The sequence below is a fragment of the Halomonas sp. HG01 genome (genome assembly GCF_000968715.2).
Taxonomy (GTDB): domain Bacteria; phylum Pseudomonadota; class Gammaproteobacteria; order Pseudomonadales; family Halomonadaceae; genus Halomonas; species Halomonas halophila.
Genome location: NZ_CP022134.1, coordinates 3,561,819 through 3,586,879 on the forward strand (window position 1 = coordinate 3,561,819; position 25,061 = coordinate 3,586,879).

A 25,061-nucleotide genomic window follows, 5' to 3' on the forward strand; every position below is an offset into this window, starting at 1 on the left:
GGTGGGGGTCGCGCGCTAGTGTACTCCGCGTGGCGGCTGGCTTCAGCCCTCCCGCGCCAGGATATCCTCGTCCGGCGCGGGCATCTGGGCGCACTCGTCGAAGACGCGCAGGGTGCAGGTCCGGCATACCTCCGGGTCCAGCGTCGGCACGATGGCGTCGAGCGCCTCCGCGGACGATTCGAAGAAGCGCTCCTCGCCCAGCCGGGCCAGGTCGCCGCGTCGGCGCAGCTCGTCGAGCACGGTGCCCTTGAGCGAACTGATCATCAGGTCGCCGCCCTGGTCGCGCAGGCGCTCGGCCTCCTGCAGCAGCAGCTCGACGCCGGCGGTGTCGATGAAGTTGATGCCCTTGCCGATCAGCAGCACCCGGGTACCGGGCGCGGCGCTGAACACCCTCAGGCGACGCTGCACGTGGTCGGTGGCGCCGAAGAACAGCGAGCCGTCGATGCGCAGCATCTTCAGCTGCGGGCACTGGGTGAGCTCGTAGCGGTGGACGTTGCGGATATGGCGGCGCGGATGATCCTGACGCGGCGCCACCTCCATCACCGTCGGCCGCGAGGTGCGCTTGAGGTAGAGCACCAGCGACAGCAGCACGCCGATGTAGATGGCGAACTCCAGCGCCACCAGCAGGGTGGCGGCGACGGTGGCCGCCAGTACCATCGCCTCGTGGCGGCTGGCGCGCACCAGCTGCACGATGTGCCGGGCGTCGATCAGGTTCCAGGCGATCAGCAGGATGCCGCCGGCCATGGCCGGCAGCGGCAGGTAGGCGGTGATGCCCGGGGCGAACAGCAGGATCAGCACCAGCAGCGCGGCGGCGAACACCGAGGCCAGCGGGGTGCGCGCGCCGGCGTCGTAGTTGGCGCCGGAGCGGGTGAAGGAGCCGGAGCTGGCGTAGCAGGAGAAGAAGCCGCCGACGATGTTGGACAGCCCCTGGCCGATGAACTCCTGGTTGCCGTCGATCACCTGGCGCGAGCGCAGGGCGATGGCGCGGGCGATCGACACCGCCTCGATCAGCCCCAGCAGGGCGATGGCGAAGGCGCCGGAGGTCAGGGTGCGCAGGCTGTCCGGCGACAGCTCGGGCAGCGTCAGCGGCGGCAGGGTACCGGGCAGGGCGCCGACCAGCGCGACGCCATGGCTCGCACCGTCCATCAGCCAGCAGGCCAGGCTGCCGGCGGCCAGGCCGAGCAGTAGGTGCGGGCTGCGGCGGTTGAGGCGCCGCGCGACCACCGAGGTGACCAGCGAGATCAGGCCGACGGCCAGCGCGTAGAGGTTGGTGTCCGGCAGCGCCCGGATCAGGCCGGCCAGCTCGACCAGGAAGCCCTGGCCGTCGACGGCGACGCCGAGCAGATGCTGCATCTGGCTGGTGGCGATCAGGATCGCTGCCCCGGTGGTGAAGCCGATCACCACCGTATGCGAGATGAAACTGACCAGGCTGCCGAGGCGCAGGAGCCCCATGGCCAGCTGGATCACCCCGACCAGCAGGGTGACCGTGATCGCCGCGCCCAGGTACTCCGCCGGCGTCAGCGAGCCCAGGCCGCCGACCACGCTGGCCAGCACGATGGAGAGCGCCGCGGTGGGCCCCGAGACCATGTGCCAGGAGCTGCCGAACAGCGCGGCGACGGTGGCGGCGACGATGGCGGTATAGAGGCCGACCTCCGGTGGCAGGCCGGCGATGAAGGCGTAGGCGACGCCCTGTGGCAGCACCAGGATGGCGCCGGTGAGCCCGGCCATCAGGTCGGCGGAGAGCATCTTGCGGTCGAGGTCCCGGCCCCAGCTCAGGAACGGCAGGTAACGCGAGAGTCGGGACGCCATGGGGGAACCTCGGGGGTTGGGTGGATGGGAGGCGCTAGCCTAGGAAAAAGTCGTTATCCTGAAAAACAAAATTTTTTGGCCTTCATGAACGGAAAAACCGAAGGTGGTCGCCCTGGATACTCAACTGCTGCAAACCTTCCTCGAGGTGAGTCGGCTGCGCAACTTCGGCCGCGCCGCCGAGAGCCTCAGCGTCTCGCCCTCCACGGTCAGCGCGCGCATCCGCCAGCTCGAGGCGCACATGGGCCTGGCGCTGTTCAGCCGCGGCCATCATCGCATCGGCCTGACCCCCGCCGGGGAGCGCATGGAGCGCCACGCGCGCTTCCTGCTCGACGCCTGGGAGCGGGCCTATGAGGACACCGCGCTCAGCGAGCGCCACCAGCGGCGGCTGGTGGTGGCCGGCGTCGCCAGCCTGTGGGACATCTTCCTCCAAGAGTGGCTCACCGACATCTATCGTGCCTACCCGGCGCTCGGCATCCGCGCCGAGGAGAGCACGCCGCTGCGGGTGGTGGAGAAGCTCGAGCAGAACATGATCGACGTGGGCTTCCTCTACGATACCCCGCGCCTGCGTGAGGTGGGCGTCGAGGAGGTGGCGACCCTTCCGCTGGTGATGGTGTCGAGCCGCTCCGGCCAGCGCGCCGAGCAGGCGGTGGGCGACGGCTACATCCGGGTCGAGTGGGGCACCGCCTTCGCCAGCGTTCACGAGGGCCACTTCCCCCAGCGGCTGCTGGCGCGGGGGCGGGTCAACAGCGGGCGCATCGCCCTGAACCTGCTGCTGACGTGCGGCGGGGCCGCCTACCTGCCGCGGGACATCGTGGCGCCCCACTGCCGGGAGGAGCGCCTGTTCCCGGTCGAGGACGCGCCGCCGATCGAGCTCAAGGCCTACGTGGCCTATCGCCTCCATGGGGAACATCGTGAGCTGATCCGGGAACTGCTCGGCAAGTTAAGGTGAGTGATCGCTCGCTTCGGCGGGAAGGTCGGCGCCGGCGCCCTCGTGCTTACCAGACGCCGAACAGGTAGCCACGCTCATGCGCCCTGGCCGTGTTCGTCTCGACGCGCCGGTTGCTGACCGTGACCCGCAGCTTACGATCCCGGAACCACGCGTTGAGGGCCGACTCCAGCTCACGGCATACCTCGGCATGACGACCTTCCGGCACCAGGTCCTGCAGTTCATCGGGATCATTCTGTAGATCGAAGAGCTGCGGGCGGTGATGCTCGTAGTGGACATACTTCCAGCGTGCGTCGGTGACCATGTAGGCCTTGGCCTGATCGGGGGGGAGCTGGAGGGCGAGGCGTGCCGGCCGCCAGGCGTAGTCCGACTCGCTGAAGGCATGGGTGCGCCACTCGCCGCCCTGGCCGTGCACCACCGGCTGCAGGGAACGGCCCTCGAGGCGATGGTCCAGCGCCTGACTGTCGCCACCTGCGGCATCGACGAAGGTGGGCACCAGATCGATGGCTTCCACCAGCCGGTCGTCGCGGCTGCCGCGGGTACCGTCGGCCTGGCGACGCGGGTCGACCACGATCATCGGGATGCGTGCGCTGGGTTCGTGGAACATCTCCTTCTCGCCCAGCCAGTGGTCGCCCAGATAGTCGCCGTGGTCCGAGGTGACGACGATCAGGGTGTTGTCCAGCTGTCCGCGGTCTTCCAGGAAGGTCATCAGGCGGCCGATGTGGTCGTCCAGCTGGGTGATCAGGCCCATGTAGGTGGGAATGACCCGCTGCCGGACTTCGTCCCTGGCGAACTCCCGGGACTCGGTGTGCTGCATGAAGGCACCGACCACCGGATGGGGAGAGGCGGCTTCCTGCGCCGAGCGGACGGCGTCCGGGATATCCTCGACCCTGTACATGTCGTGGTATGGCGCCGGGGCCATATAGGGCCAGTGGGGCTTGATGTAGCTGAGATGCAGGCACCAGGGGGTATCACCGGCCTCGTCGATGAAGTCCATGGCACGGTGGGTGGTGTAGGCGGTCTCGGAGTGCTCCTCGCTGACCCGTATCGGCCGATCGCAGTGGCGCATGTGCCATCCGCTCAGGATGTTGCCGTCATCGTCTTCGGCGGAGTTGGCGTAGTCGTGCCAGGGGTTGCGGCTGTCGTAGCCCTGGCGGCGCAGATACTGGTTGTACCTGAGGTCGGGGTCGGCGGACTGGTCGGGATGCAGGCCATCGTCACGCTCGAAGGGCTCGAAGCCGCACTGGCTGACCAGCACGCCCCGAGAGGAGTCGGGCGAGATGCCCAGATGGGCCATGCCCTCGTCGTCGCGCTTCATGTGGGTCTTGCCGACCAGGGCGACCCGGTAGCCGTGCGGGCGCAGATGGTCGCCCAGGGTGCGCTCGTCGACCCGCAGCGGGACGTTGTTGTAGCTGGCACCATGGCTCGCCGCATAGCGACCGGTATAGAACGACATGCGGGAAGGGCCGCAGACCGGGGCCTGGCAATACGCGCGAGTGAAGTTGATGCCCCGGGCGGCCAGGGCATCGATGTTGGGCGTGCGGATGTTGGGGTGTCCGTTGCAGGCCAGGTAGTCGGCCCGCAGTTGATCGGCCATGATGAACAGGATATTCGGCTGTTTGGTCATAGTGGGCCTGTTGAATGGCATCTGGGAAAATCGGTGCCTCTTACTTTCTGTTCAAGTGGCGATGCCTGCAATCCAGCCTTTCACTAAATGAAATTCAAGGCCTGAACGAACCGGTGCCGCGTTCTGATGGGGCCAAGACCTATGGGGGAAAGCCGGGACAGGAATGGCGATGTAACATTCCCCGATCAAGCCGGGATGGCCCGGCCGAAAGGGGAAGGCGGGCTTACGGCCGGTTGGCGTCTTTATCCATGCGTGATGAACAAGGGTGAGATGAACAAGAAGATCAGAGCTCTGGCGCGAGGCCTGGATGTGGTGGCGGCGATCAATGATGCGAATGGGCCCGTATCTCTCAGTGATTTACACCAGGCGACGGGTCTGGATAGAGCCACCATCCTGAGGATCCTGGCCACCCTGGAGGACAAGGGGTGGGTCTATCGGGGGATGGGAGACAGCCGGTATCGACTCACCTACAAGCTTCACGAGCTGGGCGGGCACGTCAGCATGGACGATGCCATCGCGCATGCCGCCGCGCCCGTGCTGGATGCCCTGCAGCAGCAGCTCGCCTGGCCGTCTGACATCTCCGTCTACGACGGTGACGGGATGGCCATCATCGAGACGTCACGGCGCAAGAGCGCCTTCGTCATCAATCGCGAAGTCGTCGGCTACAAGCCCAGCATGCTGCAGTCGGCCATGGGGCGCGCCTTCCTGGCCTACTGCGATGAACGGACCCTTAACACCATCCTCAGGCGTCTCCAGAAGCAGGGGGGAGAGGATGCAAGGCTGGCCGCCGATCAGCAGTATGTGGCCGAGACGCTCGGCAAGGTCAGGGAAAAGGGGTACGCGGTGCGGGATCCGAGCCAGTCTTCTCTGCCCTCCGAAACCTTCGAGGAGTTCCAGGCGATCGCGGTGCCCGTCATCGTGCTGGGGGATGTCCAGGCGAGCCTGAATATCGTCTGGATGAAGTCGGCCTACAAGGACGTGGCGATCGAGGATCACTTCTTCCAGTACCTGAAGCCCGCCGCCGAGGAGCTTTCCCGAATCTTCCATGAGCATGGCATCTATTGAGCCAGGCGAGGGGCGGCTCGGTCGAGACAGGCCCGGGGGGGCGTGGCGGGGAGGTTGCGGCCCTGCACCCGGCCATGACCGGGTGCAGGAAAGCCCCTACCGTGCCTCGGGAGGGATCAGGCTCTCGGGAATGTCGAGACCGATTTCCTCGTAGTAGCGGATGGCACCGGGATGGAGCGGCGTGTCCATGTCCTGGAAGACCGTATCGAGAGACAGGTTGCGCATCTGCGGTACCGCCTCCTGCTTCTCCGCCAGGTTCTCCCAGAAGGCCTTGGTGATCGAATAGATGGCGTCTTCCGGCATGTCCTTGTTGGTGGCCATGCCGATGGTCACGCCGATGGAGCGTGCCGGTTCGACGTTGACCTGATTCTCGCCATAGATGCCGGCAGGCAGTTCGACGACGCGATAGCCGGGCCGCTGCAGGACGCTCGCCAGTTCCCCTTCTTCCACCTCCGGGATGCTCAGGAAGCGAATCTGGTTGCTCATCGCGATCTGGGTCAGGGCCGGGCTGGGCGCCTGGGTCGGGTTGAAGTAGGCATCCAGATTGCCATCCTGGAAGCTTTGCGCCGCGGCATCCCAGCTGATGTTGACGGCCTCGTAGTCCTCGTCGGCCTTGTAGCCCGTGATGGCTTCGATGAGCGGCTCGACGGTCTTGCGGGCCTGGCCGGTCGGCGGGCCGGTGAAGACGCGCTTGCCCTCGAGATCCTCGTAGGTCTCGATGCCCGAATCCGCGAACACGACGCCATGATAGAGCCCCATCGGATAGTTGAAGAGCAGGCGCAAGTTGCCGTATAGCTCGGAGGCTTGGGGCAGCGTTTCGAACATGCCGGTGCCGTTTCGCATCAGGGCCGCCAGGCCCGGGGAGAAGCTGGAGGTGAACTGGGTCATCCCCCGGGCGGTGGTGACGGCCTGTTCGGTGCCGCTGCCGGTGGCGTCGACCTGAATCCTGTTATCCGTGTGGTTGTTCACGATATCCGCGAACACGGTCGAGACGACATAGGGCGAGCTGCCGGTGCCCAGCGTCTTCAGCCGGTAGTTCGACTGTGCCTCCGCTGCATCGGGGCTCAGTCCGAGCAGTCCGCTCAGCAGAACGCCACCCATTAATGCCATGGTCGAAGCTTTCTTTTGCATTGCCATTCTTGCACTCCTTCTCGGGCTTTTCTTGTTCAAAGGGATTGTGACGGGGAGAGGCTGCTGCGTGATGCCGCAACCAGTGTGCCTGCTCCCAGCAGAGCGCCCACCACCTGCAGTGGCAGCAAGGGGGCCACGAGCGTGATGGACACGATGGCGGATACGGCCCACCAGGCCTGGCCCAGGACGCTGATCCTGGCGATCAGGTAGGCCGCCAGGGCGAGCCGGAGGATCGACCAGACGAACTCGACGAGCGAGAAGTCGGTGATCAGCAGCATCGAGGGGCTGTAGACGAACACGAACGGGGTCAGGAAGCCGATGAGGGCCAGGCGCCCCATGGCCGTCATGCCGATCGCCATGGGATTGGCTTGCGCGATGGGAGCCGCCGCGAAGGCGGCCAGCGCCACGGGGGGCGTGATGGCCGACAGTACGGCGAAATAGACGACGAACATGTGGGCCGCGATGGTGGGCACACCGAGGGCTTCCACCGCCGGCCCCATGATCAGGATGATGATCAGGTAGGCGGGAACGGTGGGCATGCCCATCCCCAGCACCAGGCATGCCAGTGCCATCAGCAGCAGCGAGAGGAACAGCGAGCCATCGGCCACGGCCTGCACCGATGAGGCGAAGCGCAGTCCCAGCCCCGTCAGGTTCATCACCGCGATGATGATGCCGACGGCCCCCACGGCGACCAGGATCGTGCCCCCCGCGTTGGCGCTGCTGCCGACGATGTTCAGCAGGGCCTTGAGGTTGCGGGCCCGGGGATTGAACAGCAGCCCCAGCGCCACGGCGGCGCCGATGGCCCAGAGCCCGGCCAGGGCCGGAGAGCGCCCCTGCATCATCATCACCACGATCAGGGCGAGGGGAACCACGAAGGCCGAGAGCAGCAGCCAGTCCTGACGGCTCAGGCTCGGCAGGGTGGCTCGATCGGGCGCCTTGATGCCCGCGCGACGCGCCTCGGCGCCGACGCTGGCGAACAGGCTGCCGTAGAACAGCAGGGCCGGAATCAGGGCCGCGAGGCAGATCTCCAGATAAGGAATGCCGGTCATGTCCGCCATGATGAAGGCGACGGCACCCATGATCGGGGGCATGATCTGCCCCCCGCTGGAAGCGGCGGCTTCCACGGCACCGGCGAAACGGGCGCTGAAGCCGCTCTTCTTGATCATCGGCATGGTGACGACGCCCGTCCCCACCACATTGGCCACGACGCTGCCCGAAACGGTGCCGAACAGGCCGCTCGCCATCACCGCGGCATAGGCCGCACCGCCGCGCAGCCGACCGAGGCTGCGCAGCGACAGGTTGAGCAGCACCTGGCCAATGCCCAGGGCCTCGAGCACGGCGCCGAAGATGATGAAGACCAGGATGGTGCTGGTGACCACGGCCAGGGGCTGACCGAAGACGCCGTCGAAGCTGTACCAGAACGTCTGGAGCATCTCAGGGTAGGAAATGCCCGCATGACTGAGAAATCCCGGCAGGGCATCTCCGAAATAGGCATAGGCGCTCACGAGCAGGGCGACGATCACCAGCGGAACGCCGATGACGCGGCGCGTCAGCTCGAGCAGCGCCAGCATGCCCGCCAGGCCACACCAGAGGTCGAGGGGTTGAAGAAAGTAGAGCCCCGACTCCAGCCGCCCCGAGATGATGAAGTAGCGCCAGGCCGCGATGACGATCATCGCCACCAGGGCGATATCCAGGAGCCGCCGAAGGAGGGAGGCAGGCTGGCGCAGGGAGTGCAGCAGCAGGAACAGCGCGCCCAGGGAAAAGCCGCCGACGCGCACCAGCGCATCGTCGAACACGCCGTATTTCGCGGTATACAGGGCACCGCCGATCAGCAGCGCCCCGACCAGGAACATCAGGGGGGTGATGAGCATCGTCAGCGGAGAACGGTCTCGGGGAGGAGCTGACATGGCGTTTTCCTCTTTCAAGTGTTTGTAATTATTGGTTTTTGTGTGGGATTTTCGTTTTGTGAAGATTTTAATATCCCCAACGTTAGGCAGGCTGGGGACGGGGCGCAATGCCGGTTTTCACAAGATGAAACAGGGGTGAGGGCGCCATGTCGTGTGCAGCGTCATCCGCTGCGAGTCTAGCGGCAATGGTGGCGAGCCGGCCGTCATGCCCGCTGCCGTGCTTCGCACGGCAGGGCAGCGATATCGGGCGCGTGCGCCCGGTATCGCCGAGGACGACAGGCGTCAGAAGCTGACGCTGATCCCCGTGGCCAGGTTGTCGTCGCTGTTCTGGTAGCTGGCGGCCTCGAGGAAGGCGTAGACCCGGTCATTGAAATGGTGGCGGACGATGCCGGTGACGTTGCTGTTGTCGGCATCGCCCGGGTTGTCGTTCTCGGCGTAGCCGAGCGAGGCCGACCAGGCGTCGGTGAAACGCGCCGAGGCGTTCACGCCCCAGGCATCGAAGCCGCGGTTCGTGCTGTCGGCACGGTCGTCATTGTGCTCGTAGACGCCGCCGAGGCGGATCATGCCGAAGTCATAGCCGAGCCCGAAGGAGGTGCGGGTGAGGTCGTAGCCATCGCCCGCGGGCGTATCGATCCGGGTGTGGCCGATACCGGCATTCAGGGGGCCCTGATCATAGACCAGGCGCCCGGTCACCACGTCGAGCTCTTCGCCGTTATGGTTATCCGGCGTCAGAGCCGCAGCGATGAACCGGAAGCCGTGGAACTTGGGGGAGCCATAGGAGAGTACGTCCGTGCCTTGTTCAGACTGGCCGAAAATGGCGTTCTGACCTGTCTGCTTGTGCAGGCGGTTGTACTCGAAGGTATCGATGTTGCGATAGATCTGCCCCCAGAACCCCGAAGGGGCTCTCGGCTGCAATCCCAGGCTGCCGTAGTCGGTCAACAGAAAGACCCTGGCGGTGCGGACATAGATCTCGCCCTCTTCCTGGGCATGCGCCCCGGGCGTCCAGGTCTGGGCGTCCACCGAGTTGATGGCATTGGCGAAGTCGCCGACCAGCTCATAGCGGATACGCAGGTCGTCGTTGACCCGGTAGAGCCCATCCACGCCGGCTTCCGCCTTGAAGGCCCAGAGATCGCTGTCGCGATCATCGACGTCGAGGACGCCGCCACTCAGCGTGCCGGAGAAATGTGGCCCGGCGTGCGGTGCGTCGGCCACGGCCTGGGCGGGCATCGTCAGGAAGAGCGCCAGGGGCGCCAGGGCTAGGCGTGTCGCGGTTGTCATTATGTATTCCCATGATGGCTGTTGTTGTCGTTGACATCGGGTGTCGCGGAGCAAGGCTCTGAAATAAGCGATCGTGGATCAATTCGCTTTTTCACCGTGTGAAACAGCGGCGAGTCCACATGCCGTCATGGGCGAGAGGGTTTTGCCGTCGTGTCGCCGAGTGTCGGCGACATCGTGAACAAGGAGAGATTGCCGAGAGCCAATACGACTCTGCAGTAAGTAGTATCTGATCGAGCTTCAGTGAAGCCGTCTTGGGTTTTGTGCGAAAAGTCGGCGAGCGATGGCCAGGGCCAGGCCCGTTCCCGGCGGGCCAACGCACTTTCCACCTCCCTGTGGGTCGCAAGGCAAACATCGGTGAAAAGGCGGAGTTTACGTGGTGTCAATGAGGCCTTTGAGCCGATTTTTAACGCCGTATGGGCGAGCGCAGACCGTATTCGTACAGGACCTAAACAAGCGTATCGCTTTTGATATTCCGCCATGCCTGACAAGGCTGGGCCGGCCATGTGTTCTCTTCCCTCGCCGCATCCGCGCGATGGTCTCCGGAGGTGTGACCTCGTTCCCGGAATTGTTTCATCAACCATTTGATGCTGAAGGGAATTATTTCTTCACGGGGCCTGGGTGATGGCTGGCCGACGGGCCTTCTGCATGCCCGTTTCGAGGCCTTCGTATCGTGGAAACTCTGGGCCAGGTCGTCATGATCGACCATCGGAGGTCCCGAGGATGAATTGCCGATTTGTGCTAACGCCGGCGTCGACTGACACGCACTATGTCAGTCGATAAGAAGCTCCCGCTGAGGCTCGCCGGCCGTCATCTCGCTCGTCTCGAACCGTCGATGCCGCCAGCCCGATGCCCAGGAGCGAGTTGACGATGAGGCTCGGCAGCGCCACCCATCCACTGGCCGAGGGCCTGCGAGCTTCACACCCAACAACAAAGCGGAATTCCAGCATGGCCAACGATACCCGGATCGACTTCATCTATCTCTCCGAGCAGGACATGATCCGTGCCGGCGTCACCGACATGGCGGCCTGCGTGGACACCATGGAGGAGATGTTCGGACTGCTCTACCACGGCGACTACCGCATGGCCGGCCCCAACAACGATTCGCACGGCGCCATGATCATGTTCCCGGAAGATTCGCCCTTCCCCAACATGCCCAAGCCCACCGCCGATCGTCGCATGATGGCCATGCCGGCCTATCTCGGCGGCAGCTTCTGCACCTCGGGCGTCAAGTGGTACGGCTCCAATATCGCGAACAAGGAAAAGGGGCTGCCGCGCTCCATCCTCATGTTCACCCTCAGCGACGCCGATACGGCCGCCCCCCTGGCTTACATGTCGGCCAACCTGCTGTCGGCCTACCGCACCGGTGCGGTGCCCGGCGTCGGCGCCCGCCATCTGGCGCGCAAGGATTCGAAGGTCGTGGGCATCTTCGGGCCCGGCGTGATGGCGCGCACCTCGCTGGCCGCCTTCATCGCCGCCTGTCCCCAGATCGACACCGTCAAGGTCAAGGGACGTGGCAAGAAGAGCCTCGAGGCCTTCACCGACTGGGTCCATGACAACTACCCGCAGCTCACCGTCCAGGTGGTCGACGACATCGAAGCGGTCGTGCGCGACTCCGACATCGTGACCTACTGTGCCTCCGGGGAAGTGGGCAATCCCGACGACTACCCGCTGGTCAAGCGCGAGTGGGTCAGCCCGGGCACCTTCCTGGCCATGCCGGCGCCGTGCAACTTCGATGCCGGCATGGAAGCGCCGGACGTGCGCAAGGTACTCGACAACACCGGCCTGTACGAGGCCTGGTACGAGGAAGTCCCCAAGCCGGCTCACCACTGCATTCCGCTGGTCGGCATGAAGTTCATGGACATGATCGAGGAAGGCCGCTTCTCCGCCGATGGCCTCGAGGATCTGGGCGCGATCGTGGCCGGCGATGCCCCGGGCCGCCAGAACGACGACGAGATCATCATGATGTCGGTCGGCGGCATGCCGGTCGAGGACGTGGCCTGGGCCACCGTGGTCTATCGCCGGGCGATCGAACAGGGCATCGGCGTCAAGCTCAACCTCTGGGACACCCCTGCGCTCCGCTGAGACCAGGCGCAGGCTCCCCGGCCATCGCCGTCCGGCGATGGCCCCTTTTTCCATCCGATGACGTTACCGGGAGAGATCATGACCCATATCGTGAAGGTCAAGACAGGTTCGAAGTTCGAAACCCACGCCAGCTATTCGCGGCTGGTGGCCGTCGACAACTGGATCCTCGTGTCCAACACCGCGGGGCGCAACCCCGAGACCAAGGAGATCCCCGAGGACGTCAGCGAGCAGCTGCTGCAGGTCTTCGCCAACATCGAGACCGCGCTCGGCTCCGTGGATAGCGGCCTGGCCGACATCGTATCGGCGAAGATCTTCATCCAGAATCCGGCCGACACCGAGACCGTCATGACCCTCTTCGGCCAGAAGATGCGCGGCGTCGATCCGTCCATCACCGTGACCTGCCCGCCGCTGGGCTCCGAGGTCTACAAGGTGGAGCTGGAAGTGACCGCCTATCGTGGCGCCGGCCGCGCCGACGTGGAGCGGATTGACACCTCCGCCCAGTAAGGCGGCCGCTCGTTCTTGCCGCGGTGACCGGCCAACAGGGCCGGCCGCCGCGCGCTCGTCGTTCACCGACTCGTTCAGGATTCCCGCCATGGCAGCACCGACCATCGAGCCCGTTCAAACGTCCACCGACTTCCCCGCCTCGACCACCGTGGTCATCATCGGTGGTGGCATCATCGGCCTGACGGCGGCACTGGCCCTGTCAGAGCGCAACATCCCGGTGGTGGTGCTCGAGAAGGGGCGTATCGCCGCCGAGCAGTCCTCCCGCAACCTGGGCTGGATTCGCAAGACCAGCCGCCAGCTGGACGACGTGCCCCTGGCGTTGGCCTCGGATCGGCTGTGGGCCGGCATGCCCGAGCGTGTGGGCAGCGATGTCGGCTATCGTCAGACGGGCATTATGTTCCTGGCCCGCACCGCCGAGCAGCTGGCCGCTCACGAAGCCTGGCTGAAGTCGGTCGAGTCGCTGTCGCTGGACTCGCAGCTGCTCAGCGCCAAGGACATCGATCAGCGGGTGCCCGGCGGCCGGGGCGAGTGGGCCGGCGGCATCTTCACCGGCTCCGACGGGCGGGCGGAGCCGACCCTGGCCTCCAGTGCCATCGCCAAGGCCGCCATGGCCAAGGGCGCGGTGATCGTCGAGAACTGCGCGGTGCGCACGGTGTCTCGGTCGGCCGGCAAGGTCAGCGGCGTGGTGACCGAGAAGGGCGAGATCCGCTGTGATCAGGTGCTGCTGTCCGGCGGCATGTGGTCCCGGCGTTTCCTCGGCAACCTCGGCGTCTCGTTGCCGGTCCTGCCGCTGATCTGTTCGGTGTTCAAGACGACGCCGATGGAAGGGCCGACGGACATCGCCGTCGGCGGCCCCGATTTCTCCTTCCGCAAGCACCAGGACGGCGGCTTCATCGTCACCCAGCGCGGTGCGCTGGATGCTCCCCTGATGCTGGATCACCTGCTGGTCGGGTCACGCTACCTGGGGTCGCTGCGCTCCCAGCGCCACCTGCTGCGGATCTCGCTGGGCAAGCATTTCCTGCGCGATCTGGCGCTGCCGAGGCGCTGGCGCGGCAGCAAGACCTCGCCCTTCGAGCGCGTCCGGACCCTGGATCCGGCGGCCAACTCGACGATCAACGCCGAGGCCCAGCGCAATCTCTCCGCCGCCTGGCCGATCTTCGAGCAGGCCACCGTGGAGTCGGCCTGGGCGGGGATGATGGACATCACGCCGGACTCCAACCCGGTCATCGGACCGGTGCCCGGTATCCCGGGGCTGAGCATCGCGTCCGGCTTCTCCGGCCACGGCTTCGGCACCTCGCCGGCGGCGGGGCAGCTGGCGGCCGACCTGCTGTCCGGCGAAACGCCGATCATCGATCCGTCCCCCTACCGCTTCGAGCGCTTCTGAGGGCCAGCCTCAGGCGCTCACGCCGGGCGTCGCCGCCGCATGAGGCGGCGCCTGCGGAGGGCGGCGGCCCGCTTCATGCCGGTCACGCTGCCCGCGGTCGTGGACTCCGAAGAAGGCTTGCGCATCATGAACGATCACCCGGATGCCCAGCGCTTTCAGCGTGAAACCCTGGCCTTGATCGGCCGCCTGGTCCCCCTGAGCGGTTCGGCATTCTTCCTGGTCAACCCGGACATGCGGCATGCCGGCACCCTGCTGTATAACCTGCCCCCGGATGCCGAGCGCGAGTATTGCACCGAGTACGGTGCCCTGGATCCGCTGCACCCCGAACGCTTCGCCGGCCGTGACGACACCGTGGTGACGCTGGACTCGCAGATCGATCCGCACTTCTTGAAGCAGACGCTCTATTACCAGGAGTTCATGGTGCCGCATAACCATCGTTACGTGGCGGACATGTTCTTTCGTCGCGAGGGGCGGATCATCGCGGGCATCACCATCCTGCGCGAGGCATCGATGGGGAATTTCCGGCCGCAGGAGCTGGAGCTGCTGCGCCAGGTCCAGCCGTTCATCGAATTTTCCCTCAACGCGACCTACCTGCCCCAGCGCGACCGGGAGCGGGAGGGCGTCGCCGCGACCTATGGCCTGACCGAGCGTGAGCTGGATGTGCTGGAGTTCGTGCTGCGCGGCGGCGGCAACAAGGAGATTGCCCAGCGGCTGTCGCTGGGTCTGGCGACGGTCAAGACCCACCTCCACCATATCTTCCGGAAGGTCGGCGTGCGCACTCGCAGCGAGCTGGTCGCGAGAGTGCTGGCGGACCTGAATCGTTGAACTCCACCCTCTGATGGATGCCGTCTCGTGGCGGAACACCGAATACTGGTCTCGCATTCATCGCTCGTTTCTCGCTGAGGAGGCGACTCACACTATGGCCGACGATCAAGCTAAGGATCTTCTTTCCAGAAGATATCGCGTCATGGGGCACCACTCGCCGCTGTTTTACGACAAGCCGTTGCATCTGGTGCGCGGCGAGGGCGTCTGGCTCTGGGACAGCGAGGGGAAGCGGTATCTGGACGTGTACAACAACGTGCCCCACGTAGGGCACTGCAACCCCCGCGTCGTCGAGGCGATGCACCGCCAGGCCTCGACCCTCAACATCCACACCCGCTATCTGCACGACAACATCGTCGATTACCTCGAGCGGCTGACCGGCACCTTCGACGACGGCCTGCAGATGGCCATGCTGACCTGCACCGGCAGCGAAGCCAACGAGCTGGCGCTGCGCATGGCGCGCTTCTGTACCGGCGGGCAGGGCATCATCGTCACCGACTTCGCCTACCACGGCAACACGGAGGCGGTGGCCGAGATCGGCACCGGTTTCATGCCGGAGGCCAGGACCACCAAGCGCGTGAAGTCGTTCCCGATCCCGGACGCCTATCGTCCCCTCGACGGGCTCTCGGGCGAGGCCCTGGCCCAGGCCTATGCCGACCGGGTCCAGCAGGCGATCGATGAATTCCACGCCGAAGGCATCAAGGTGGCCGGCATTCTGGTGTGCCCCGACTTTGCCAACGAAGGCCTGCTCGACGTGCCGCCGGGCTTCCTGGAGAAGGCCGTGGCGAAGGTCCGCCAGGCCGGCGGCGTGTTCATCGCCGACGAGGTGCAGGCGGGCTTCGGCCGCAGCGGCCGGCATTTTTGGGCCTACCAGTGGTACGACGTCACCCCCGACATCGTCACCATGGGCAAGCCCATGGGCAACGGTCACCCGCTGGCCGGCGTGGTGGCGCGCCCCGAGATGATCGAGGCGTTCAGCAAGGAGGCGATGTACTTCAATACCTTCGGCGGTACGCCGGTATCCACCGCCGTCGGCATGGCGGTGCTCGATGCCCTGGAGGAAGACAACCTGATGCAGAACGCGGTCACCACCGGCGCCTATGTGGCCGAGGGCCTGCGCAAGCTGCAACGGAAGCACGAGCTGATCGGCGAGGTCCGCGATCTGGGCATGTTCTTCGGGGTGGAGCTGGTCAAGGATCGCGCGACCAAGGCGCCGGCCCAGGCCGAGACGCGTCGCCTCATCAACCTGATGCGCGACAAGGGCGTGCTGATCAGCAAGATCGGCGTCCATGACGCCATCCTGAAGCTGCGCCCCCCCATGCCGTTCCAGACCGAGCACGCGGATATCCTGCTGCACACCCTGGATGAGGCCCTGACTCAACTGACCGAGGAGGTGACCGCATGAGCACGTTCGACAACCTGTCCCCGGAGCATCAGGGCGTTCATCTGAAGGAGCTGGCGCAACGCTCCCTGCGTCACTGGGGGCTGGAAGGCAGCGAGCTGTCGCTGGTGAAATACCGCGAGAATGCGGTCTACCAGGTGTCCGCCGGAAACGGTGAGCGCTACGCCCTGCGCATCCACCGTCACGGCTATCACAGCCTCGCCGCACTGCAATCCGAGCTGCAGTGGATGGCGGCGCTGAACGACAGCGGCATCGCCGTCCCCGAGGTCCTTCCGACGACCGACGGCCGCCTGCTGGTCAGCGAGTCCACCGAGGTCATCACGGCGCCTCGCCATGTCGATCTCTTCGGCTGGATCGACGGGGCTCCCCTGGGGTCCGAGGAAGAGGGGCTGGGCGACAACGCCGAGCATGTCGACAAGCTGTATGCCGACCTGGGGCGGACCGCCGCCGAGCTGCACAATCAGTCGAGCCGCTGGGCGTTGCCGGAAGGGTTCGAGCGACACGCCTGGGACCATGACGGCCTGGTGGGGGAGGCGCCCTTCTGGGGGCGCTTCTGGGAACTGGAACTGCTGAATGACGCTCAGCGGCGGCTGCTGGAAACGGCGCGTGACCGCATCAGCCGCGAGCTGTCGGAGGTCGACCGCTCGCCCCAGCGCTATAGCCTGATTCACGCCGACTTCGTGCTGGAAAACCTGATGGCCGATAACGGTCGTCTGCGTCTGATCGATTTCGACGATGCCGGGTTCGGGTGGCACATGTTCGAGCTGGCCACGGCCCTCTACCACATTCAGGAAGAGGCCTGCTATCCGGTCGCCAAACAGGCGCTGATCGACGGCTATCGGGAGCGTCGGGCCCTGTCGGACGACGATCTGGATCGCCTGGAGCTGTTCCTGACCGCGAGAGCCTGTACCTACCTGGGCTGGATCCGCAGTCGCCAGGAAACCCATACCGCGCGTGAGCTGGCGCCCGAGCTGATCCGTCGCGCCTGCGAGCAGGCGGAACGGTATCTGTCCTCCCGGCCCTGACGACCGGCGTGGCGCCGAGGGGCCGCTGCCACATGGCCGCGGCCCCTTGCGTTTGCACCAGCGCAGGGGAACGGTCTTCCGCCGTCGATGCCGAGCATAAAAAAGGCTCCCGGGTGGGAGCCAAAAGCAGCCTCTTGATGCAAGAGGTGCCCGAGAGATGCTCGGTTCACTTACGAGAATTGATCACCTGGAGCTGGGTGTATTCCAGCAGCCCCTCGAGGCCGAATTCGACGCCGATCCCTGACATCTTGCTGCCGCCGAACGGAATGTTCGGCAGTACCTCGGCATGGTTGTTGATCCAGACGGTGCCGCATTCCAGCTGCGTGGCGAGGCGGTTGGCCAGCTCGAGATCCGATCCCCAGACCGAGCCGCCGAGACCGAAGGCGCCGTCGTTGGCCATGCTGACGGCCTGCTCGAGGTCGCGATAGGCGACGACCGGCAACACCGGCCCGAACTGTTCCTCATCGACCAGGCGATGGCCGTTGGAGACGTCCGCTACGATGGTGGGGGGATAGAAATAGCCTGGCCCCCGGGGCGCCTCGCCGCCGCAGACGATGCGTCCACCGTTGGCGCGGGCGTCCTCCACCAGTGCCGAGACGAGCCGGTGCTGGTCGGCATTCTGCACTGGGCCGAAGGTGGTGTCGGGATCGAACCCGTCGCCGACCTTCTGCCGGGCGGCCAGCTCGGCCAGCCGGGAGCACATCGCCTCGTACTGGCTCTCGTGGACATAGAGCCGCTTGAGGGCGGCACAGGTCTGGCCCATGTTGATGAAGGCGGTATCGAAGATGCGTTCCGCGACCGCGTCCAGGTCGGTATCGGGAAGCACGATGGCGGCATCGTTGCCGCCGAGCTCCAGGGTGAGACGCTTCAGGTTGCCGGAGGCGTTGGTCATGATGCGCTGGCCGGTGGGGGTCGAGCCGGTGAAGATGACCTTGTCGATATCCTCATGCGCGCTGATCGCGCTGCCGATCTCGGCCTCGCCCATCACCACGTTCACGACCCCCGCCGGCAGCACCTCGTTGATGAGCTCGACGAGGCGCAGCGTGTTCAAGGGCGTCAGGCCGGAGGGCTTGGACACGACCGTGTTGCCCGTGCGGAGTGCCGGCATGATGTGCCAGATCGCGATCATCAGCGGCCAGTTCCAGGGCGTGATCGAGGCCACGACGCCCAGCGGTTTGCGGCTGGCCGACACCTGCCGGCTGTCGCTGTCCTCGAGCAGGGGCTCGGGGATCTCCAGGTCGGCGTTGTAGCGCGTCCAGGCGGCGGCGGCGCCGACTTCCATCTGCGCGAGCGCAAGCGGCTTGCCCTGTTCCTGCACGATGATCCCGGCCAGCTCGTCCGCGTGCTCGTCGAGGCGGTCGGCGATCCGATGCATGAGCCGGCGCCGCTCCGCATCCGGCGTCTGGCGCCAGGTCGCGAAGGCGCGCCGCGCGGCAGATACGGCCTGGTCAAGCTGTTCGACGCTGGCCATGTTGCACTGGCAGATCGCCTCTTCCGTGGCCGGGTTGATGACCGAGAAGGCGTCCCCGGCGCCGATCACGGGGGACCCATCGATGAGCATTGAACGTTGAGTCGTCATGAGTGGCAAGGCTCCTGACCTGCGAGGATGAGGGCCCGCAGGCCCTCGTCACGAGGTCGTTTCAGGGTTTCGTTTAGAACGGCACGACCGCGATCAGCTGTGCGTAGACGTTGGTGTCGTCGTTGCCGATCTGCGTACCGCCATTTTCATCGCTGTGGTCCGGCGAGTAGAACCCGACCAGCGGGCTGACGATCAGGTGCGGATTCACCACCCACTCCGCGTACAGGTCGACTTCCTGGCCATCGAGACCGCCACTGCCCCCGGTGGTGTCGCTGAAATCGAAGAACAGCGCGCCCAGGCTCAGGGTCTCCGTCGGTGAGGCCTTCAGGCCCAGGTGATGCACATCGGCATCCGAGTTGAACGGGCCGGCATAGTTGGCCGCCACTTCGCCCTGGAACCAGGTGCCGTAACCGCGGTTGAAGCCGAAGAACAGCGGGTCGAAGCCTTCGTCGAAGGTCGAGTAACGGTAGTTGACGCTGGGCGACCAGGGCAGCTCGGCAAAGGTCCAGCCGGCTTCCAGGTACCAGGCGTCACCGTCGGTGGAGTCGTCGCCCTGATCCTGGGTCACGAACTCACCCGACAGGAAAAGGTTGTCGACGCCGGCATTGCCCTGATAGCGCAGGCTGACCGTCTCCTGGCCGTCCCGGTTGGCGTATCCGAAGTCCTCGTTGACGCCCAGGCCCTCGAGATAGGTCATGCCGAAGGTCCCTTCCGGGATGACGTACTCGAGGTTGAGGCCGGCCAGTTCGGTTTCCGCCTGGCCCTTGTTGTCGGATTCCAGCCAGAACAGATCGCTACGCAGGCCTTCGCTGCCGCCGATGCGGGCGATGGCGGTGCGGTCGAAGGCCTTGCGCGCGGCCAGCCAGTAGGCGCCGCCACGGTCAAGATCGTTCCCCAGGGCATCGCCGAGGTTCAGGGCGTCGCCGTTGATCAAGAAGCCGTCGCCGATGACGAAGCTCTGGCGGCCGAAGGAAAGGTCCAGCCCATCCTGACCCAGAACCGGGATCAGGTTGCCGGAACGCCAGCCCACGTAGGCGTCTTCCAGCTCGGTCTCGGATTCATCGCCGGAGGTGAAGCCCCCCGCATCGCCATCGCCCCAGGTCGCGGAGCTGACGAGGTTCAGGGCGCCATAGAGGCTGGCCCCGGAGGAGAAGGCATGCTGACCGGACAGGCCATACTTGAGGTAGCCCTCCTGCCAGTCGGAGCTTCCGCCTTCCGAATTGGGCCGGTAGCTCTCCTGGCTGGAGAACACACCCAGTACCGCCTCGATATCCAGGTTCAGCTCGGTGCCCGCTTCGCTGTAAAGGTTGTAGGCGGACGCGGAGCCGGAGGCGGAGGCGATGGCGGAGCCCAGCAGGATCGCACTCACGGAGGGCTTGATGTTTTTCTTCATGAAGTTTTCCCTTGGTATGGCGGTTTTTATCGTTGAATAGCGTGGCCTTCTAGCCGGCCACGGAGAGGCGTTGTGTCATGGCATCGGAGGCCTCGTCGTGCACAGGTCCTCGCGGCGCCGATGATGACTCATGGAACAGAAAGAGGGCTCTCGTCCGGTGGTTGTCATGTCGCCCGTCCGCTCGAGCGCGAGACGTGGCACGGAGGCGCATGGAAGCTGTTCTCAGGCGCCGAGTCCTTCTCATGCCCTTGAATCCCGGCGCTGGCGCAGCTGGCTCCAGGCGAAGATGCTGATCGACAGCACGATCATGATCACCAGGGTCAGGCTGATTGGTCGCTGAAGGAAGATGGTCAGATCGCCTCCGGCGACGCCCAGCGCCTGCTGCGTGCGCGTCAGGAACAGCGGCCCCAGTACCAGCCCAAGGATGATGGGAACGGCGGGGATCTGATTGCGCTTGAGCACGTAGCCGAAGATGGCGAAGCCGAGGGCAATCAGGCAGTCGGTGTACTGATAGTTCTGGCTGTAGCTGCCGATGAAACCGAGCACGAGAATGAAGGCACCGATGAAGCGCCCCCTGACGCGAGTCAGGTTGACGATCCACTTGGTGGCGAAGGTCAAGTAGGCGAACACCACCACGTTCATCATCAGCAACGAGATATACAGGCCGGAGATGAATTCCGGGCGTTCCACGAACAGCGTCGGGCCAGGGATATAGTTGTGCACCATGAAGACCGCCAACAGCATAGCCATCAGGGCATCGGCGGGAATACCGAATGCCAGCAGCGGCACCATCACGGAAGCGGTGACGGCATTGTTGGAAGTCTCCGAGGCGATCAGGCCTGCAGGAGCACCGTTACCGAACTCCTCCGGCGTCCTGGAGAACTTCTGTGCCAGGGTGTAGGAGAAGAACTGCGACCCGAATTCGCCCACGCCGGGCAGCAGTCCCATGATCACGCCGAGGGCGGCCGAGCGGGCGACGGTCAGCTTGTGCTTGAGCAGGTCGAAGACGCCGGAAAACAGCCCGCTGCCGGACAGCTTCGTCTCCTGCGCGTCGTTGCTGCGCTGTGACAGCAGGATGAACGCCTGCGACATGGCAAACAGGCCGATTACTGCGGGCACCAGGGGAATGCCCGAGAGCAGCCAGCTTTGTCCGAAGGTGTAGACCTGGGTGCTGTAGGACAGGTCCAGGCCGATGGTGCCAAGGAAGATGCCCACCCCCAGCATCATGGCCGCCTCGACCACGTGCTTGCGATGGGCCAGGACGACGAAGATCATGCCCAGTGCCGCCAGCATGGCGAACTCGGCGGAGCCGAACTTACGAGCGATCTGGGACAGGGTCGGTGCCAGCAGGATCAGGGAAAAGACGCTGATCAGGCCGCCGACGAAGGACGAGGTATAGGCGATGGACAGCGCTCGGCGGGCCTCGCCGCGCTGTGCCATCGGATAGCCGTCATAGGTCGTCAGCACCGCGACCGGCGTGCCGGGCGTGTTCATCAGGATGGCGGGAATGGCGCCGCCGTACCAGGCGCCGCCATAGACGCCCAGCAGCAGGGAGACGCCGGGCAGGGGCTCCATGGCGAATGTCATCGGCAGCAGGATCGCCATGACGCCGGCGGGTTCCAGTCCGGGAATGGAGCCGATGGTGACGCCGATGAGAGCCCCGATGACGATCGCCAGCATGACGTCCAGGGTGGCCACTTCATTAAGGCCTAGCAGTAGTGCATCCATGATGCTGGAACCTCTCAGAGATAGCGGTTGGCGAAGTCGGCCAGGTGATCGGGCAGCAGCGAATACAGCCACACGTCAGGCATCCAGACGGATACGGTGACCCGGAAGATGAGCACCAGCGCCATCAACGTACCGATGGTGGCGACCAGCCAGGTACGGTTCAGGAGTCGAGAGAGCCACAGCAGCACGGTGACGAAGATGAAGGTGGCCGGCACGAAGCCGATGAGAGGCAGCGACTTGATGTAGAGGAAGAACAGCAGTGACGAGATCAGGGCCGTTCGATAGCTGTCCAGCAGCCCCACCAGCGTTTCGAGCGGGTTGCGCCGAAACAGGGGGCGGCGGCCCTGGCGGATCTCGCATCGCGTCAGTTGCACGGCGCGATAGGCCGAGAAGATCGCCAGGATTCCCAGGCCCAGCAGAGCTCCCATCATGGGCTGTGTGTACCAGCCTCGCCGGGTCTCTACCCAGGCGGCCTGGTCGGGAACGAGTATCAGCAGCACAACGGATACGATGAACAGTATCCAGTAGATGTCGGCTTTGACGGTGGTCTGAGTTGGCACGGCAGCAACCTTCCGAGGCGTCGGGACACGATGGGGTGACGAACGGAGCGGGAATGCGGCCGATCTCCCGGGCCGCATTCCCGCCGGCGGGTTACCGGTTCATGAACTCGAGCAGTGCCTCGGAGTTCTCGAAGTCCCGGGCCACCATCTCCTCGGCTTCTTCGCCGCCGATCCAGTAGATGCCGGCGCCGGTCGACTCGCTCAGTTCGCGTACGCGATCCGACTGCAGGGCCTCCTGGGCGATCTCCGCGATCCGGTCCTTCACCTCCTGCGGGGTCCCGGCTTTCACGAACAGGCCGTTCCAGGTGGTCTGGGTGATGCCTGCCTGCTCGGTCAGGGTGGCCACGTCCGGAGCGATGGGCAGACGCTCCTTGGTCAGGGAGGTCAGCAGCTTGACCTCGCCGGATTTCAGGCAGGAGAGGATCAGCTGGGTCGTGGTGTTGATGACATCGGCGTCACCGGTCGCCAGGGTGGTGCAGTTGTTCTCATCGAAGGCGGCATAGGAGTTGAAGCGGATACCCGTCTGTTTGGCGGCCTGCAAGGTGACGGCCGTCGGCAGCGCCTGGTAGCCGAAGTGACCCAGGGCAATATCGTTTTCCTGCGAGTACTCGGCCAGCTCCTCCAGGTTGTCGTAAGGGGCGTCGGCATTGGCGGCGATCACGAAGGGGTAGTCGAGGAAGATGCCGACCGGCTCGAAGGTGGAGCGGTCGTAGGGCGCGTTGCCGGTATGGATGTGAGCGGTGAGGATATCCGCGACGAAGGAGCCGATGGTCTGGCCGTCCGGGCGTGACTGGGCGACGTCCAGCGCGCCCACGATGCCCGCGCCGCCGGGCTTGTTGATGACGGAGGTCGGTGTGCCGGTCTGGTCCGTCATTTCCTCGGCGATGATGCGCGTGAGGATGTCTTCCAGGTCGCCGGGCGGCCAGGGGACGACGAACTGGACGGGGCGTTCGGGATATTCCGCCATGGCCGGCGCGGTGGCCAGCAGCGGAGAGAGGGCCAAGGTGGCGATGGAAAGGGTCTTTGTCAGCTTTTTCATGGTCTTCCTCTTTTGTTGTAGCGTTGTTGAAGTTGGCCGGGTTTTAGCCCCCGAGGGGGACGATCAGGACCGGTATCCTTGTCTGCTGCATGACTTTCTGCGTGGTCGAGCCGAGGAATAGCCGGGAAGCGGCCGACCCGCCGCGATCTCCCATCACGATCATGTCCGCCTGCTGCTGCTGGGCGACGTTGACGATCACCTCGTCGGGGCGACCGGTGGCGACCTCGATCTCCGGCGGCTGATTCAGCCGAGTGTCGTCGGGAATCTCGCAGCTCAGGAAATCGGAGATCCGCTGCTCGATCTTGTGGTGATACTGGTCCAGCAGTTGGCGGGTGTGCTTGAGCTGTGCCTGGGAGAGCAGGTAGTCGCGCACCATGTCGTGGGTATCCGTGCCCATCGGTTCGATGGCATGGAGGAAGATGAGCCGGGCGTCATGCTTGACGGCCTGCTCGATGGCCATTCGGAAGGCCGGGCGGCTGCCCTTGGTGATATCCGATGCATACACGATCGTTTTTATTGTCGGCAGCATGGCGTCGGACCTCTCTTGGATCGCAGGGTGCGGGATGAGAGGGGGTGGCCCCCTGCCGCCTTTCCACCTGGAAGCGGACATCGCACCGCGGGTGAAAACCGGCATCCCTCGAACGTGCCTCGTTCCTGATGCATGTTGCATGGCCGGGAACGCTGGCGTTAGCACTAATCGGCAATGTCTCTGTCGTCGGCAGCCATGGAGGTGGCACGCGAAACCGGGGCGCCGTCAGGCGCCCCGGCAGGGGGGCTCGTCATCGAAGCCGTTCCGGCGCGACCACCCTATGCCGCCTGGAGGCGGCGCAGGGTGGTGGAGGGGGGCTCCCGAAACAGGCGCCGGTACTCGCGGCTGAAATAGCTCTGGTGGAAGAAGCCCTGTTGGGCGGCGGCGTCGGCGATGCTCTGGGAGGGGTCCTGCAAGAGACTTCTGCGCACCGCATTGAGCCGCAGCGCACGCAGGTAATGGACCGGCGAGAGCCCGGTTTCCACCTGGAAGCTGTACTGCAGGGTGCGGCGGGAGATCTTCAGCCGCTGACACAGGTTCATGATCGAGGGCGGATCGTCCGGCTGCTCTCGGGCCAGCGCATGGCAGCGGTCGACGATGTAGCGGCGGGTGCGGTAGCAGGTGTCGTCGAGCCGCGGTGAGCGCGAGGCCTCGCCCAGCAGCAGCTCGACGCCCTCCTCGAGCTGGCGCGAGAACGTGCGCTGCAGGGCCGGCGACGGCGCCTCCTGCGACGTGAGCAGGTAGTCCGTCATGGCCTGCCACTGTGACTTGACGTCGGCCAGCAGCGAGGCGGGTGCCTCGAGCCGGCGCAGACGGTGGTCGTCGCGCTCGAGCCATTCGTAGCGGTGGCGATCGATCGACACCACCAGCAGGTCGTAGTTCGCCGGTGCCACGCCCCGGAATTCCTCGCAGTGCGGCAGCACGTTGATGGCCTCGGTCTGAAACAGCGAATGGCTTGGCCAGTGGATCGGCAGCACCAGGTGCCATTGCGATTCCGGGAAGTGCATCAGGTGCGACAGCCCGAGGTTGCCGCTTTCGCGGAACAGCCTTATTTCCTGGCCGCTGACATCGACGATATCGCCGGAGAAGTGTCCGGCTTCGATCTGGTCGTATTCCTGCTGCCAGCCGCTCAGCCGCTGGGCATGCTCGGCGACATCCTCGCAGTGATGAAGTGAGACGGTCATCGGCAACGCCTCCTGAATCGTGTTGTTGTCGTTATCGCGACCGCGAGATCGCCGGATCGCCAGTGGT

The 25,061-nt window shown here is 65.2% G+C and carries 20 protein-coding genes; 8 read left to right on the forward strand and 12 right to left on the reverse strand.

Annotated features, from left to right (window positions below; translation table 11 throughout):
- Positions 1-42: 42 nt before the first annotated feature.
- On the reverse strand, positions 43-1,809 hold the full coding sequence (locus UN84_RS16865; RefSeq protein WP_046078968.1) for a SulP family inorganic anion transporter: 1,767 nt from the start codon (positions 1,807-1,809) through the stop codon (positions 43-45).
- Positions 1,810-1,912: 103 nt separating this feature from the next.
- On the opposite strand from UN84_RS16865, the gene UN84_RS16870 reads away from it, so the two are divergent.
- Positions 1,913-2,758 (forward strand): LysR family transcriptional regulator, encoded by an 846-nt coding sequence (locus UN84_RS16870; protein ID WP_082090865.1) that lies wholly within the window; start codon positions 1,913-1,915, stop codon positions 2,756-2,758.
- A gap of 46 nt (positions 2,759-2,804) precedes the next feature.
- Here UN84_RS16870 and UN84_RS16875 read toward each other — a convergent pair whose 3' ends face one another.
- On the reverse strand, positions 2,805-4,382 hold the full coding sequence (locus UN84_RS16875; protein ID WP_046078969.1) for a sulfatase-like hydrolase/transferase: 1,578 nt from the start codon (positions 4,380-4,382) through the stop codon (positions 2,805-2,807).
- A 270-nt stretch (positions 4,383-4,652) separates the two neighbouring features.
- Here UN84_RS16875 and UN84_RS16880 point away from each other — a divergent pair, with 270 nt between their 5' ends.
- On the forward strand, positions 4,653-5,447 hold the full coding sequence (locus UN84_RS16880; RefSeq protein WP_046078970.1) for an IclR family transcriptional regulator domain-containing protein: 795 nt from the start codon (positions 4,653-4,655) through the stop codon (positions 5,445-5,447).
- 96 nt (positions 5,448-5,543) lie between these two features.
- Here UN84_RS16880 and UN84_RS16885 read toward each other — a convergent pair whose 3' ends face one another.
- The 3 genes from UN84_RS16885 to UN84_RS16895 form a co-directional block, all read right to left on the reverse strand.
- On the reverse strand, positions 5,544-6,578 hold the full coding sequence (locus UN84_RS16885) for a TAXI family TRAP transporter solute-binding subunit (protein ID WP_161796805.1): 1,035 nt from the start codon (positions 6,576-6,578) through the stop codon (positions 5,544-5,546).
- A 35-nt stretch (positions 6,579-6,613) separates the two neighbouring features.
- Positions 6,614-8,593 (reverse strand): TRAP transporter permease, encoded by a 1,980-nt coding sequence (locus tag UN84_RS16890; RefSeq protein ID WP_237022335.1) that lies wholly within the window; start codon positions 8,591-8,593, stop codon positions 6,614-6,616.
- Between the two features lie 174 nt (positions 8,594-8,767).
- Entirely contained in the window at positions 8,768-9,763 is a 996-nt protein-coding gene (locus UN84_RS16895; RefSeq protein ID WP_046078973.1) for a porin, read from the reverse strand.
- Between the two features lie 945 nt (positions 9,764-10,708).
- Here UN84_RS16895 and UN84_RS16900 point away from each other — a divergent pair.
- The 6 genes from UN84_RS16900 to UN84_RS16925 all read left to right on the forward strand — a co-directional run bounded on the left by UN84_RS16900 (position 10,709) and on the right by UN84_RS16925 (position 16,982).
- On the forward strand, positions 10,709-11,845 hold the full coding sequence (locus tag UN84_RS16900; RefSeq protein WP_046078974.1) for a tyramine oxidase subunit B: 1,137 nt from the start codon (positions 10,709-10,711) through the stop codon (positions 11,843-11,845).
- A 78-nt stretch (positions 11,846-11,923) separates the two neighbouring features.
- A complete protein-coding gene (locus UN84_RS16905; protein WP_046078975.1) occupies positions 11,924-12,349 on the forward strand; it encodes a Rid family hydrolase in 426 nt (141 codons plus the stop codon).
- Between the two features lie 88 nt (positions 12,350-12,437).
- Positions 12,438-13,733, forward strand: a complete 1,296-nt coding sequence (locus UN84_RS16910) for an NAD(P)/FAD-dependent oxidoreductase (protein WP_046078976.1) — start codon at positions 12,438-12,440, stop codon at positions 13,731-13,733.
- A gap of 126 nt (positions 13,734-13,859) precedes the next feature.
- Positions 13,860-14,558, forward strand: a complete 699-nt coding sequence (locus UN84_RS16915) for a helix-turn-helix transcriptional regulator (RefSeq protein WP_237022336.1) — start codon at positions 13,860-13,862, stop codon at positions 14,556-14,558.
- A gap of 94 nt (positions 14,559-14,652) precedes the next feature.
- Positions 14,653-15,960, forward strand: a complete 1,308-nt coding sequence (locus tag UN84_RS16920) for an aspartate aminotransferase family protein (protein ID WP_046078977.1) — start codon at positions 14,653-14,655, stop codon at positions 15,958-15,960.
- A complete protein-coding gene (locus tag UN84_RS16925) occupies positions 15,957-16,982 on the forward strand; it encodes a phosphotransferase enzyme family protein (RefSeq protein WP_046078978.1) in 1,026 nt (341 codons plus the stop codon). The genes UN84_RS16920 and UN84_RS16925 overlap by 4 nt, the downstream gene beginning before the upstream one ends.
- Positions 16,983-17,148: 166 nt before the next feature.
- On the opposite strand, the gene UN84_RS16930 is transcribed toward UN84_RS16925, so the two are convergent.
- From UN84_RS16930 to UN84_RS16960, 7 genes are all read right to left on the reverse strand, one after another.
- Positions 17,149-18,561 (reverse strand): aldehyde dehydrogenase family protein, encoded by a 1,413-nt coding sequence (locus UN84_RS16930; RefSeq protein ID WP_046078979.1) that lies wholly within the window; start codon positions 18,559-18,561, stop codon positions 17,149-17,151.
- Between the two features lie 73 nt (positions 18,562-18,634).
- Positions 18,635-19,954 (reverse strand): hypothetical protein, encoded by a 1,320-nt coding sequence (locus UN84_RS16935; protein ID WP_046078980.1) that lies wholly within the window; start codon positions 19,952-19,954, stop codon positions 18,635-18,637.
- Positions 19,955-20,194: 240 nt separating this feature from the next.
- On the reverse strand, positions 20,195-21,682 hold the full coding sequence (locus UN84_RS16940) for a tripartite tricarboxylate transporter permease (RefSeq protein ID WP_046078981.1): 1,488 nt from the start codon (positions 21,680-21,682) through the stop codon (positions 20,195-20,197).
- 14 nt (positions 21,683-21,696) lie between these two features.
- Positions 21,697-22,113: a hypothetical protein gene (locus UN84_RS16945; protein WP_237022337.1), complete on the reverse strand. Its 417-nt coding sequence runs from the start codon at positions 22,111-22,113 to the stop codon at positions 21,697-21,699.
- Positions 22,114-22,333: 220 nt separating this feature from the next.
- Positions 22,334-23,281, reverse strand: a complete 948-nt coding sequence (locus UN84_RS16950) for a tripartite tricarboxylate transporter substrate binding protein (RefSeq protein ID WP_046078983.1) — start codon at positions 23,279-23,281, stop codon at positions 22,334-22,336.
- Between the two features lie 43 nt (positions 23,282-23,324).
- Positions 23,325-23,810, reverse strand: a complete 486-nt coding sequence (locus UN84_RS16955) for a universal stress protein (RefSeq protein ID WP_046080347.1) — start codon at positions 23,808-23,810, stop codon at positions 23,325-23,327.
- Positions 23,811-24,088: 278 nt separating this feature from the next.
- Positions 24,089-24,994 carry a helix-turn-helix domain-containing protein gene (locus UN84_RS16960; RefSeq protein WP_052719333.1) on the reverse strand — a complete coding sequence of 302 codons (906 nt, stop codon included), beginning with the start codon at positions 24,992-24,994 and terminating at the stop codon, positions 24,089-24,091.
- Positions 24,995-25,061: the final 67 nt, after the last annotated feature.

Excerpts from the sequence above, each read along its gene's own strand:
- UN84_RS16865 (WP_046078968.1), bottom strand. The coding sequence starts at position 1,809 with ATGGCGTCCCGACTCTCGCGTTACCTGCCGTTCCTGAGCTGGGGCCGG.
- UN84_RS16875 (WP_046078969.1), bottom strand. The coding sequence starts at position 4,382 with ATGACCAAACAGCCGAATATCCTGTTCATCATGGCCGATCAACTGCGG.
- UN84_RS16880 (WP_046078970.1), top strand. The coding sequence starts at position 4,653 with ATGAACAAGAAGATCAGAGCTCTGGCGCGAGGCCTGGATGTGGTGGCG.
- UN84_RS16885 (WP_161796805.1), bottom strand. The coding sequence starts at position 6,578 with ATGCAAAAGAAAGCTTCGACCATGGCATTAATGGGTGGCGTTCTGCTG.
- UN84_RS16895 (WP_046078973.1), bottom strand. The coding sequence starts at position 9,763 with ATGACAACCGCGACACGCCTAGCCCTGGCGCCCCTGGCGCTCTTCCTG.
- UN84_RS16900 (WP_046078974.1), top strand. The coding sequence starts at position 10,709 with ATGGCCAACGATACCCGGATCGACTTCATCTATCTCTCCGAGCAGGAC.
- UN84_RS16905 (WP_046078975.1), top strand. The coding sequence starts at position 11,924 with ATGACCCATATCGTGAAGGTCAAGACAGGTTCGAAGTTCGAAACCCAC.
- UN84_RS16910 (WP_046078976.1), top strand. The coding sequence starts at position 12,438 with ATGGCAGCACCGACCATCGAGCCCGTTCAAACGTCCACCGACTTCCCC.
- UN84_RS16915 (WP_237022336.1), top strand. The coding sequence starts at position 13,860 with ATGAACGATCACCCGGATGCCCAGCGCTTTCAGCGTGAAACCCTGGCC.
- UN84_RS16920 (WP_046078977.1), top strand. The coding sequence starts at position 14,653 with ATGGCCGACGATCAAGCTAAGGATCTTCTTTCCAGAAGATATCGCGTC.
- UN84_RS16925 (WP_046078978.1), top strand. The coding sequence starts at position 15,957 with ATGAGCACGTTCGACAACCTGTCCCCGGAGCATCAGGGCGTTCATCTG.
- UN84_RS16930 (WP_046078979.1), bottom strand. The coding sequence starts at position 18,561 with ATGACGACTCAACGTTCAATGCTCATCGATGGGTCCCCCGTGATCGGC.
- UN84_RS16935 (WP_046078980.1), bottom strand. The coding sequence starts at position 19,954 with ATGAAGAAAAACATCAAGCCCTCCGTGAGTGCGATCCTGCTGGGCTCC.
- UN84_RS16940 (WP_046078981.1), bottom strand. The coding sequence starts at position 21,682 with ATGGATGCACTACTGCTAGGCCTTAATGAAGTGGCCACCCTGGACGTC.
- UN84_RS16945 (WP_237022337.1), bottom strand. The coding sequence starts at position 22,113 with ATGATGGGAGCTCTGCTGGGCCTGGGAATCCTGGCGATCTTCTCGGCC.
- UN84_RS16950 (WP_046078983.1), bottom strand. The coding sequence starts at position 23,281 with ATGAAAAAGCTGACAAAGACCCTTTCCATCGCCACCTTGGCCCTCTCT.
- UN84_RS16955 (WP_046080347.1), bottom strand. The coding sequence starts at position 23,810 with ATGCTGCCGACAATAAAAACGATCGTGTATGCATCGGATATCACCAAG.
- UN84_RS16960 (WP_052719333.1), bottom strand. The coding sequence starts at position 24,994 with ATGACCGTCTCACTTCATCACTGCGAGGATGTCGCCGAGCATGCCCAG.